Annotated in this window: 8 protein-coding genes; 5 read left to right on the top strand and 3 right to left on the bottom strand. The window is 64.9% G+C overall.

Annotation, left to right across the window (positions count from 1 at the left end):
* Nucleotides 1–252 precede the first annotated feature (252 nt).
* Nucleotides 253–798 carry a cytochrome c family protein gene (locus WDM24_RS03840; protein WP_338695395.1) on the bottom strand — a complete coding sequence of 182 codons (546 nt, stop codon included), beginning with the start codon at nucleotides 796–798 and terminating at the stop codon, nucleotides 253–255.
* Nucleotides 799–998: 200 nt separating this feature from the next.
* On the opposite strand from WDM24_RS03840, the gene WDM24_RS03835 reads away from it, so the two are divergent.
* Together WDM24_RS03835 and WDM24_RS03830 are read left to right on the top strand one after the other, a co-directional pair.
* Nucleotides 999–1,739: a 3-deoxy-manno-octulosonate cytidylyltransferase gene (locus WDM24_RS03835; RefSeq protein WP_338830523.1), complete on the top strand. Its 741-nt coding sequence runs from the start codon at nucleotides 999–1,001 to the stop codon at nucleotides 1,737–1,739.
* 33 nt (nucleotides 1,740–1,772) lie between these two features.
* Nucleotides 1,773–2,633, top strand: a complete 861-nt coding sequence (locus WDM24_RS03830; RefSeq protein ID WP_338695391.1) for a prephenate dehydratase — start codon at nucleotides 1,773–1,775, stop codon at nucleotides 2,631–2,633.
* A gap of 143 nt (nucleotides 2,634–2,776) precedes the next feature.
* Here the strand turns inward: WDM24_RS03830 and WDM24_RS03825 are convergent, their stop codons facing one another.
* Nucleotides 2,777–3,799, bottom strand: coding sequence for an LLM class flavin-dependent oxidoreductase (locus WDM24_RS03825; protein ID WP_338830522.1), 1,023 nt, complete (start codon nucleotides 3,797–3,799; stop codon nucleotides 2,777–2,779).
* A 392-nt stretch (nucleotides 3,800–4,191) separates the two neighbouring features.
* On the opposite strand from WDM24_RS03825, the gene metF reads away from it, so the two are divergent.
* From metF to maiA, 3 genes are all read left to right on the top strand, one after another.
* Nucleotides 4,192–5,106: a methylenetetrahydrofolate reductase [NAD(P)H] gene (gene metF, locus WDM24_RS03820; protein ID WP_338695387.1), complete on the top strand. Its 915-nt coding sequence runs from the start codon at nucleotides 4,192–4,194 to the stop codon at nucleotides 5,104–5,106.
* Nucleotides 5,107–5,109: 3 nt separating this feature from the next.
* Nucleotides 5,110–8,961, top strand: a complete 3,852-nt coding sequence (metH, locus tag WDM24_RS03815) for a methionine synthase (protein WP_338830521.1) — start codon at nucleotides 5,110–5,112, stop codon at nucleotides 8,959–8,961.
* Between the two features lie 147 nt (nucleotides 8,962–9,108).
* The gene (maiA, locus tag WDM24_RS03810; RefSeq protein ID WP_338830520.1) at nucleotides 9,109–9,768 is read left to right on the top strand and encodes a maleylacetoacetate isomerase; all 660 of its coding nucleotides are present in this window, start codon (nucleotides 9,109–9,111) and stop codon (nucleotides 9,766–9,768) included.
* A 510-nt stretch (nucleotides 9,769–10,278) separates the two neighbouring features.
* On the opposite strand, the gene WDM24_RS03805 is transcribed toward maiA, so the two are convergent.
* Complete coding sequence (locus tag WDM24_RS03805; RefSeq protein ID WP_338832573.1) at nucleotides 10,279–11,364, bottom strand: Cj0069 family protein; 1,086 nt, start codon at nucleotides 11,362–11,364, stop codon at nucleotides 10,279–10,281.
* Between the last annotated feature and the right edge of the window lie 259 nt (nucleotides 11,365–11,623).

Raw genomic sequence — 11,623 nt, 5'->3', positions numbered from 1 at the left:
CGCTGCCTTGAAGGAGGTGTCGTCGGGTGATCGCCAAATTCGCTCTTCCTGCTTGCGGCCCCGGTTACATGGGACCCAATATAAGGCAACGGTTCGACAAATTACGTTGCTTTTTCCTCATGATGATCGCCCGGGAACAATACCGGTGCGGCGAAACGTCCCGATAACAACCCCGCGACAGCGGATTGCCCATGCGAAAACGGCCAGGCATTGCCTGGCCGTTTCATCCACATGCTTGCGCGAAGCAAATCGTTACTTCGAAGCGGTCGGGATCGGAGCCGGATGCTCCGAGTTCGAATTCAGATAGGCGATGATGTCGGCGCGCTCGCTGTCCTTCGGAACGCCGGCGAAGCCCATCGCGGTGCCCGGGATGAAGCCCTTCGGATTGGTCAGGAACTTGTTGAGGTCGTCGAAGCTCCAGGTGCCGCCCTTGGCCTTCATCGCCGCCGAGAAATTGAAGCCACGGCCTTCGCCCCTGGCTTCGTTGACGACGCCGAACAGGTTCGGACCGACGCGGTTGGGACCGCCCTTCTCGAAGGTATGGCAGGCCTGGCACTTCTTGGCGGCCGCCGCGCCCTTCTCGACCGAGGCGGTCTGCAGCAGCTTTTCGATCGGCTCGGATGCGGCCGCAGCCGCCTCGCCGCCACCATGGGACTCTTCCTTCACCGCGATCTCAAAGCCCGGCTTTTCCGGCAGCTTCGCGGAAAACACCGATCCGGCGGCAAAGCTCATCACCAGGACGACGATGCAGGTGCCGAGAAGCGCACCGAGAATTTTGTTGAGTTCGAAGGAGTCCATTTCGGGTCAGGCTCCGGGCCTTGAATGTCGACTTCAGGCCGGGAATACGGCCGCGGGGAAAGACCTGGGAATCGGCCTTATCGCACCGCCCCAAGCAGGGTTGAGATATCGGTTTGCCCGCGCTCTGGCAACCCGTATAAACGCGCCGAATTCAACCTCCTCCCCGCCAATTTCCGCAGGCCGGACGGGCCCCGACACGAATGACCCAACCCCGCACCCTGGTGCTGATTCCGGCCCGCATGGCCGCCACCCGACTGCCCGGCAAGCCGCTGCTCGATATCGCGGGCGCGCCGATGATCGTCCACGTGCTGCGGCGGGCCGAGGAGGCCGGGATCGGCCGGGTCGCGGTCGCCACCGACACGGCCGAGATCGCTGAAGCGGTGAAGGCAGCCGGCGGCGAGGTCGTGATGACCCGCACTGAGCATCCCTCCGGCTCGGACCGGATTCATGAAGCGATGACGATCCTCGACCCGGACGGCCGTGCCGAGATCGTGGTCAATCTGCAGGGCGATTTCCCGACCATCACCCCTGAGACCATCCGCAGCGTGATGCCGGCGCTCGACGATCCCGCGGTCGATATCTCGACCCTGGCCTCGCGCATCCATACCGAGGACGAGGATCGGGCCCCCAGCGTCGTCAAGGCGGTGGGCTCGCCGATCGGGGCAAATCGTTTGCGCGCGCTGTATTTTACCCGCGCCACCGCGCCCCATGGCGACGGACCGCGCTACCATCATATCGGCCTCTACGCCTACCGCCGGGCCGCGCTGGCGCGCTTCGTGGCGCTGCCGCCCTCGCCGCTGGAGCAGCAGGAGAAGCTCGAGCAGCTGCGCGCGCTGGAGGCCGGGATGCGGATCGACATCACCATCGTCGACACCGTCCCGCGCGGCGTCGACACCCCGGCCGACCTCGAAACCGCCCGCAGAATACTTTCCAAAGCCTGACCGGGTGCTAAAAGGCGCCGCAGGAAAGAACCCATGACCAAGAAGCTGAAAATCGCGTTCCAGGGCGAGCCTGGCGCCAATTCCCATATCGCGATCGTCGAGGCCTATCCCGACGCCGAGCCGATGCCCTGCGCGACCTTCGAGGACGCGCTGGCTGCGATCACCTCGGGCGAGGCCGATCTCGGCATGATCCCGATCGAGAATTCGGTCGCCGGCCGCGTCGCCGACATCCACCATCTGCTGCCGGATTCCGGCCTGTTCATCGTCGGCGAATGGTTCTTGCCGGTCCGCCACCAGCTGATGGCGGTCAAGGGCACCAGGCTCGCCGACATCAAGAGCGTGGAGAGCCACGTCCACGCGCTCGGCCAGTGCCGGCGCATCATCCGCAAGCTCGGCATCAGGCCGATCGTCGCCGGCGACACCGCCGGCAGCGCCCGCGATATTTCCGAGCGCGGCGACAAGAGCGTGGCGGCGATCGCCTCCCGCCTCGCCGCCGATATCTATGGCCTCGACATTCTCGCCGAGGACATCGAGGACGAGGCCCACAACACCACCCGCTTCGTGGTGCTGGCGCGCGAGGCCAAATGGGCGGCGCAGGGCTCGGGGCCGCTGGTCACCACTTTTGTTTTCCGGGTGCGCAACCTGCCCGCCGCGCTGTACAAGGCGATGGGCGGCTTTGCCACCAACGGCGTCAACATGACCAAGCTCGAGAGCTACATGGTCGACGGCAATTTCTTCGCCACGCAGTTCTATGCCGACGTCGACGGCCATCCTGACGACCGCGGGCTCGCCTTTGCGCTGGAGGAATTGAAATTCTTCTCGCGCGAATTCCGCATCGTCGGCGTCTATCCCGGCCATCCGTTCCGCGCGACGTTTAGCGAGAAGGCGGATTGAATCGCACGCGCTGTCCTCCATACGTCGTCCCGGCGAAGGCCGGGACCCATAACCACCGGCCTTCGTAAGCGGCACGGCGACAACCAGTTTGCTCAATAACTAAAGCCGCGGCGTATGGGTCCCGGCCTGCGCCGGGACGACGATCATGATGCGGCTGCCTTCTTCTGCAGCCCGAATGCCTTGGCCAGCAGGTCATACGACTTCTTCCGCGCGTCGTGATCGTAGACCGCTGATATCACCATCAGTTCGTCCGCCTGGCTCGCCGCGATCAGCGGCGGCAGCTTGGTCATCACGGTCGCAGGGCTGCCGACGAACAAGCGGGCGCGGTTGCGTGCGATCGAGGCGCGCTCGGCGTCGGTGTAGGGATAGGCTTGCGCCTCCTCGACGCTCGGCAACGGCAGATATTGACCGCGGTCGCGGCGCAGCCGGTTGAGGTCCATCGACATCGCGAGCTGCTCGGCTTCCGCGTCGGTCTCCGCCGTGACGACGGCGACCGCCAGGATCGACTGCGGCGTCGCGCGCCAGCCCGACGGCTTGAAATGCGCGCGATAATTCGTCATCGCCGCGACAGCATCATGGCTCGCGAAATGATGCGCGAATGCAAAGCCCATCCCGACCTGCGCGGCGAGCTCGGCGGAATAATCGCTCGAGCCGAGCAGCCAGATCGGCGGCAGCGGCGAATCATCCGGCATCGCCACCACATTGTTGTAGGGATGGCCGGCCGGGAAATCGCGCGTCTCCCACAAGGTCAGCTCATGCAGCCGCTCGAGGAAATCGTCGCCCTCGCGGCGATCGAGCCGGCTGCGCAGCGCGTAAGCCGTGGCGCCGTCGGTGCCGGGCGCGCGGCCAAGCCCAAGATCGATGCGGCCGGGAAACAGCGCCTCCAGCATCTTAAAGCGCTCGGCGATCACGAGCGGAGCATGGTTGGGCAGCATCACCCCGCCGGAGCCGACGCGGATATGCTGCGTCACCGCCGCGATCTGCCCGATCATCAGATCGGGCGCCGGGCTCGCGACGGAAGCGAGGTTGTGGTGCTCGGCCAGCCAATAGCGTGTGTAACCGAGAGCATCGACATGGCGCGCCAGATCGATGCTGTTGCGGAGCGCAGCGGCTGGCTTGGTACCGGTGGTGACGACGGACAGATCGAGGACGGAGAGCGGAATCATGGCAGTCAACCTAGTGTGACGCCACGAGGCGACAAAGGCCCCGGCCGCGCAGGGCAGTCCCGCACCGGAAGGTCGGCGCCAGCCGCCACGGTTTTTGGGACGAAATGCAACGATTCATTGACACAGCCAGCTGCCCATAGCTGTTTTTGACCGCAAACCAATCGCAGAACATAGTTTTTATCTATATAATTCAATTAATTAATTGTATCATCATCAAAGAGAACACATTGCCCACTATTGGCTTTTGATGGTCAATTTTTGCCACTCCAACGCATCCAAATGGGCAATTTCCCATATCCGATGGGCTGTTTGATCCAACCCGTTTGGCCTATCTTACGCAGATCATATCCAGGCCAGACGTCTGCCCTTCAGTTGCGGAGCCCTTGCGTATCATGACCGAGACCATTTCCTCCGTGCCGAACGGGTATCGTGCGCCAAAGACGCCGAAAATCTCCTTCGAGTTCTTCCCGCCGAAGACCGAGGAGATGGAGCGCAATCTCTGGGAGACCATCAACCGGCTGGCGCCGCTGACGCCGAACTTCGTCTCGGTCACCTATGGCGCCGGCGGCTCGACCCGCGAGCGCACCCATTCCACCATCACGCGCATCCTGCGCGAGACCGATCTGCTGCCGGCCGCGCATCTGACCTGCGTCAGCGCCTCGCGCGGCGAGATTGACGACATCGTCGACCGCTACCATGAGGTCGGCGTCCGCCACATCGTGGCGCTGCGCGGCGATCCGCCCGGCGGCATCGGCACGCCCTACTTCACCCATCCCGACGGCTACCAGAGCTCGGCCGAGCTCGTCGCCGCCATCAAGAAGCGCCACGCCGACATCGAGATCTCGGTGTCCGCCTATCCCGAGAAGCATCCGGAAGCCGCTGACTTCGACGCCGACATCGATACGCTGAAGGCCAAGGTCGACTCCGGCGCGACCCGCGCGATTACCCAGGTGTTCTTCGACAACGACCTCTACCACCGCTATGTCGACAGGGTGCGGGCGCGCGGCATCGAGATTCCGATCGTGCCGGGCATCATGCCGATGCACAATTTCAAGCAGGCCCGCAATTTCGTGACCCGCGCCGGCACCAGCGTGCCGGACTGGCTCGCCGAGAAGTTCGAGGGCCTCGACAACGACGCCGAGACCCGCAAGCTGGTCGCGGCCACCGTCGCCGCCGGTCAGGTGCAGAAGCTGTTCAAGCACGGCGTCGACACCTTCCACTTCTACACCATGAACCGCGCGGACCTCGTGTTCGCGATCAGCCATTTGCTCGGCATCCGGCCGAACGGTGCCCAGAAAGCTGCCTGACACATGTCCGTTCCCGTTTCCCCCAAGCGTAACGCATTGCTCGCGGCTGCCCGCGAGCGCATCCTGGTGCTCGACGGCGCCATGGGCACGATGATCCAGGGCCTGCAGTTTGATGAAGCCGCCTTTCGCGGTGCGCGCTTTGCCGACTTCCACCGCGACATCAAGGGCAACAACGATCTCCTGATCCTGACCCAGCCTGACGCGATCACGGACATCCACGCCGCCTATCTGCGCGCAGGCGCCGACATCGTCGCGACCAACACCTTTTCCTCGACCTCGATCGCGCAGGCCGACTACGATATGTCGGACCTCGCCTATGAGCTCAACCTGCAGGGCGCGCGGCTTGCCCGCGCCGCGGCGGAGCGGGTGAGCGCCGAGGACGGCAAGCAGCGTTTTGTCGCCGGCGCACTCGGCCCGACCAACCGCACCGCCTCGATCTCGCCCGACGTCTCCAATCCAGGCTATCGCGCAGTGACCTTCGACGACCTGCGCAAGGCCTACGGCGAACAGGCCAAGGGCCTGCTCGACGGCGGCGCCGACCTGCTGCTGGTCGAGACCATCTTCGATACGCTGAACGCCAAGGCGGCGCTGTATGCGATCGCCGAGATCATCGAGGAGCGCGGCATCGACGTGCCCGTGATGATTTCCGGCACCATCACCGACAAGTCCGGCCGCCTGCTCTCCGGTCAGTTGCCGGAGGCGTTCTGGCATTCGGTGCGGCACGCCAGGCCCATCACGATCGGCTTCAACTGCGCGCTCGGCGCCGAGGATTTGCGCGCCCACATCGCCGACATCGGCCGCGTCGCCGACACGCTGGTCTGCGCCTATCCGAACGCCGGCCTGCCCAACGAGTTCGGTCAATATGACGAGACGCCGGACTACATGGCGCGGCTGATCGGCGAGTTCGCCTCCGCCGGCCTCGTCAACATCGTCGGCGGCTGCTGCGGCACCACGCCCGACCATATCGCCGCGATCGCCAGGGCCGTCGCCCCGCACAAGCCGCGCGTGGTGCCTGACATCGAGCCGCGGCTGAAGCTGTCCGGCCTCGAGCCGTTCACGCTGACCGATGCGATCCCGTTCGTGAACGTCGGCGAGCGCACCAACGTCACCGGCTCGGCGCGCTTCCGCAAGCTGATCACCGCGGGCGACTACACCGCGGCGCTGCAGGTGGCGCGCGACCAGGTCGAGAACGGCGCCCAGGTCATCGACGTCAACATGGACGAAGGCCTGCTCGATTCGGAGGCGGCGATGGTGACGTTCCTCAACCTCGTCGCCGCCGAGCCCGACATCGCCCGCGTGCCTGTGATGGTCGATTCCTCGAAATTCCACGTCATCGAGGCCGGCCTGAAGTGCATCCAGGGCAAGCCGATCGTGAACTCGATCTCGATGAAAGAGGGCGAGGAGAAGTTTCTGCACGAGGCGACGATTGCAAAACGCCACGGCGCCGCCGTGGTGGTGATGGCGTTCGACGAGACCGGCCAGGCCGACACGTTCGCGCGCAAGACCGAGATCTGCAAGCGCGCCTACGACATTCTGGTCAACCGGCTCGATTTCCCGCCCGAGGACATCATCTTCGATCCGAATATTTTTGCGATCGCGACCGGCCTCGAGGAGCACAACAATTACGGCGTCGATTTCATTGAGGCGACGCGCTGGATCCGCCAGAACCTGCCCGGCGCCCACATTTCCGGCGGCGTCTCCAATTTGTCGTTCTCGTTCCGCGGCAATGAGCCGGTGCGCGAGGCGATGCACTCGGTGTTCCTGTATCACGCCATCCATGCGGGCATGGACATGGGCATCGTCAACGCCGGCCAGATGATCGTCTATGACGACATCGACCCCGAGCTGCGCCAGACCTGCGAGGACGTCATCCTCAACCGCGATCCGGGTGCTTCCGAACGCTTGCTGGCGCTTGCCGAGAAATTCCGCGGCAAGGAGAAGCAGACCAAGGAGCAGGATCTCGCCTGGCGCGAATGGCCGGTCGAGAAGCGGCTGTCGCATGCCCTGGTGCACGGCATCACCGAGTTCATCGAAGCCGACACCGAGGCCGCCCGCCAGAACGCCACCCGCCCGCTCGACGTCATCGAAGGCCCGCTGATGGCCGGCATGAACGTGGTCGGCGACCTCTTTGGCGACGGCAAGATGTTCCTGCCGCAGGTCGTGAAGTCGGCGCGCGTGATGAAGCAGGCCGTCGCCTATCTGATGCCGTTCATGGAGGAGGAGAAGGCGCGCAACCTCGCCAACGGCATCACCGGCGGCCGCAACGCCGCGGGCAAGATCGTGCTCGCGACCGTGAAGGGCGACGTCCACGACATCGGCAAGAACATTGTCGGCATCGTGCTCCAGTGCAACAATTTCGAGGTCATCGACCTCGGCGTCATGGTGCCCGCCAACAAGATCATCGAGACGGCCAAGGCCGAGGGCGCCGACATCATCGGCCTGTCCGGGCTGATCACGCCCTCGCTCGACGAGATGAGCTTCCTCGCCGGCGAGCTGGAACGGCAGGGCATGAACCTGCCGCTCCTGATCGGCGGCGCCACCACGAGCCGGGTGCATACCGCTGTCAAGATCGACCCGAACTATCCGGGCGGCCCGGTGGTGCATGTCAACGACGCGAGCCGCGCCGTCGGCGTTGCCTCCTCGCTGCTGTCGGCCGAGAAGAAGCAGGCCTATGCCGCCGAGGTGCGCGCCGAATACGCCAAGATCTCGACGGCGCATTTCCGCGCCCAGGCCGACAAGAAGCGGCTGAAGCTTCCTGCTGCCCGCGCCAACAAGGTCGCGATCGATTTCGCCGCGGCGCCGCCGAAGCAGCCGACGTTCTTCGGGCTGAAGAGTTTTGACGCCTACGACCTCGCGGAGCTCGCCGAATACATCGACTGGACGCCGTTCTTCCAGACCTGGGAACTGACCGGCCGCTTCCCAGCGATCCTCGACGACCCCAAGGTCGGTGAGGTCGCACGCTCGCTCTATGATGATGCGCGCAAGATGCTCGACCGCATCATTGCGGAGAAGTGGTTCACCGCGCGCGCCACCATCGGCTTCTGGCCGGCGAATGCCGTCGGCGACGACATCGAGGTCTATGCCGACGAGACGCGGAAGCAAAAGATCGCGACCTTCCATACGCTGCGCCAGCAGCTCGAGAAGCGCGAGGGCCGCTTCAACGCCGCGCTGTCGGACTTCGTTGCGCCTGTCGACAGCGGCGTCCCCGACTATATCGGTGGCTTCGTCGTCACCGCCGGCATCGGCGAGGACGCGGTCGCCGACCGCTTCAAGAACGCCAATGACGACTACTCCTCGATCCTGTGCAAGGCGCTGGCCGATCGGCTCGCCGAAGCCTTCGCCGAGCGCATGCACCAGCGCGTGCGCAAAGAGTTCTGGGGCTATGCGCCGGACGAGAGCTCGTCGCCGGACGAATTGATCCTCGAGAAGTACGACGGCATCCGCCCCGCGCCGGGCTATCCGGCGCAGCCCGACCATACCGAGAAGCGGACGTTGTTCGCGCTGCTCGATGCCGAGACCACCGCCGGCGTGAAGCTGACCGAGAGCTTTGCAATGTGGCCGGGCTCGTCGGTCTCGGGCCTGTATTTCTCGCATCCCGACAGCTTCTATTTCGGCGTCGGCAAGATCGAGCGCGACCAGGTCGAGGATTATGCCGCGCGCAAGAGCATGACGGTTGCCGAGGTCGAGCGCTGGCTCGCGCCGGTGCTCAACTACATCCCGTCGCAGGACGCGAAGGGACAGGCGATCGCGCCCGCCGCGACGCCCGCCAACGACGAGGAACTGGCCTCGCATCCGCAGGGCTGCACCTGCGCGGTGCACCTCGCCTGGCGGAAGAAGAAGGTCGGCGCGGGGTAGGCCTCGCCAAGACGTGTCATCGCCGGGCTTGACCCGGCGATCCATCTTCCAACAATCTTCTTGCGAAGATCGATGGATACCCGGGTCATCTGCGCGAAGACGCGCTTCGCGCTTTTGCCCGCGCATGACGAGCGGAGTGAATTCCCCATGCAATTCTTCTCCTTCTGGCGGTCGCTGGCGAGCTTTCGGGTCCGGATCGCGCTCAATCTGAAGGGCGTGCCGGCCGAGGTCGTGTTCGTCGACATCGATGCGGACGCGCATCGCGCCGATGCCTATCGCAAGATCAATCCGCAGATGGCGCTGCCGGCACTGGTGACGGACGATGGCGCGGTGCTGTTCCAGTCGCTCGCGATCATCGATTATCTCGACGAGACCTACCCAACCCCGCCGCTGCTGCCACCCGATCCGCTTGGCCGCGCCCGGGTGCGCGGTCTGGCGCTGATCGTCGCCTGCGAGGGCCATCCGCTGCTGACGCCGCGGGTGCGCCGCTATCTCGATCGCGAGCTCGATTTGCGCGACAGCCAGCAGATTGCCTGGCGGCGGCACTGGACAGTCGAGACGCTGGCGGCGCTCGAGGGGCACCTCGCCGGCCACAAGGCCACCGGCCAGTTCTGCCACGGCGACACGCCGGGCCTCGCCGACATCTGCGTGGTCGGCCACGTCACCGCGGCGATCAACCAGCAAATCAGCCTGTCGCCCTGGCCGACCGTGAAGCGCATCCACGAGACCGCAATGGCGCTGCCGGCGTTCGCCAGGGCGCATCCGTCCGCGCAGCCGGACACGCCCGAGGCGATGCGGGCGAAGTAGTGGGCGTGCTCTCAATACCGTCATCCTGAGGAGCGCGCTTTTGCGCGCGTCTCGAAGGATCGACGGCCCCGCTGGTGGCCGATTCATCCTTCGAGGCTCGCTCCGCTCGCACCTCCAGCGACAAAGGCGAAGCCTTTGCGCGGGGATGACGGCGTTGGGTTCGGATTCGAATGTCAAACAGCTTGTTCGGTGTCATCACCCGCGCATGCGGGTGATCCAGTATTCCAGAGGCGCCAGTGCTTGAGCCGAGAGGCCGCGGCGTACTGGATCGCCCGGTCGAGCCGGGCGATGACAGTGTTGGTGGGGATACAGCTTCGCATTCTCGCGACATGAATTGTCCGAGCACTTCTGATAAAGCGAAATATTTTTGCATGAGGGGCTTGCGCCGTCGGGCAACTCAGTGGCACGCGCGCGTGAGGGACGCGCCGGCGCCAGGGTTCCCTCCCCCGTCTTGTCCGCCGAAGCCTCTTGGCGAAGGCGGATGCGGGAGAGGGAGCCTGAAGGGCGTGCTCACCTCACGCTCTCCACGCTCCGACGAACGCGCTCGCTGACCGTCTGCGCGATCGCGGCCGGTGCCTCGTCGGGGATCGCGAAGCACGAGCTCGCGTTGATCTCGCAGAGCACGTAGGTGTCGGCGCCATCGGCATCGCGCGGACCGTAGAGGAAGTCCGCATCCCAGATCACCGGCAGCGACGCTTCATCGATCGCCAGCGTCGCCATCAACTGCGGGATCCATTCGTTCTCCATCAGCCGTCGCAACGTCCTAAATTGCGGCGCATCGGGACCGTGCATGATGCGCGGTCCGGGTTGGGCCTCGGGTGCGTCGGGGCCTTCCGGAGGCGGCGGGATCAAGGCCTTGATCAGCTGGTGCCCGAAGCCCGCGACCTTCGATCCGCTGACATAGCAACGGATCATGCCCTCGGGCAGCCGCGGCTGGAAAGCCTGATCGATGATGCAGCCGCCCCATCCGAAATAAGGCTCGCAACGCGCCATCAACGCGTCCAGCGGCGTCTCCTCGGGCTGGCTGCCGCGCAGCGCGTGGAGCACGCGAACGGTCGCGTCCGCGTTCGGCAACGCTTCCACCTTCCAGACGCCCTGCCCGCCATTGCCGCGGTTCTGCTTGAGCACGCGTGGACCAGCGGTGCGCAGGCGCGACGGGAATTCGGCGCGGAAAGCGTCGGCAGTGGCGTAGCGATGCGTGTCGGCGCCCCAGCCGAGATGACGGGTGCGGTAGAGCACCTCCTTGACACCCATCTTGAGGATGACGTCCGGATGGGCGCTGACCCAGGTACGTTTCATCGGACGCTTCGCCGCGACCTCGCACAGCAGCGGATCGAGCGCCGCGCGCGTCTTGCCTTGATGGATCGGATCGACCCAGACGAGAACGCCGTCCATCGTCAGCAACTGGTCGCGGACGGCATCGGCGAAACTCTCGTCGTAGACGACGGGACACGCCTCGATGCCGGAGGCTTCGAGCGCTTCGAAGACGCGGACGAAACGGTTGTTGTGTGGGGTCGCCTCCTGCCGCGCCGCAGCATCGCCACGCCACAGGATCGCTATTCTGGAACGACGGGGTGTGTGCTGTTCGGTGTCCATATCAAAGCTCCACGACGGGTTGGGTGTCGCGCAGAGCTTGGACCGAGGTCTCACGGGGAGTCTGCCTGTCCCCCGTACGCGGAGTCTAGACGACCGCGCGCAGGTTTCAAGATGGAAGTGGAACCGATCCGAGCGGCTGAGAGCGAGATTCAGCACCGACACCGTTCCTGTCATAGACAGTGAACTTTTGGTGATCCGCTTCAATCGCTGATAAATCCGCTTCGGCAAGGCCGTTGACAGCAACGGACATTCGTCTTTT

The sequence above is a fragment of the Bradyrhizobium sp. 27S5 genome (genome assembly GCF_037217225.1).
GTDB classification, from domain to species: Bacteria; Pseudomonadota; Alphaproteobacteria; order Rhizobiales; family Xanthobacteraceae; genus Bradyrhizobium; species Bradyrhizobium septentrionale.
Note: the sequence above shows the minus strand (reverse complement) of the source record. Positions and strands in the feature narration are given on the sequence as shown.

Coding starts and splice junctions, on each gene's coding strand:
- WDM24_RS03840 (WP_338695395.1), bottom strand. CDS start 798: ATGGACTCCTTCGAACTCAACAAAATTCTCGGTGCGCTTCTCGGCACC.
- WDM24_RS03835 (WP_338830523.1), top strand. CDS start 999: ATGACCCAACCCCGCACCCTGGTGCTGATTCCGGCCCGCATGGCCGCC.
- WDM24_RS03830 (WP_338695391.1), top strand. CDS start 1,773: ATGACCAAGAAGCTGAAAATCGCGTTCCAGGGCGAGCCTGGCGCCAAT.
- WDM24_RS03825 (WP_338830522.1), bottom strand. CDS start 3,799: ATGATTCCGCTCTCCGTCCTCGATCTGTCCGTCGTCACCACCGGTACC.
- metF (WP_338695387.1), top strand. CDS start 4,192: ATGACCGAGACCATTTCCTCCGTGCCGAACGGGTATCGTGCGCCAAAG.
- metH (WP_338830521.1), top strand. CDS start 5,110: ATGTCCGTTCCCGTTTCCCCCAAGCGTAACGCATTGCTCGCGGCTGCC.
- maiA (WP_338830520.1), top strand. CDS start 9,109: ATGCAATTCTTCTCCTTCTGGCGGTCGCTGGCGAGCTTTCGGGTCCGG.
- WDM24_RS03805 (WP_338832573.1), bottom strand. CDS start 11,364: ATGGACACCGAACAGCACACACCCCGTCGTTCCAGAATAGCGATCCTG.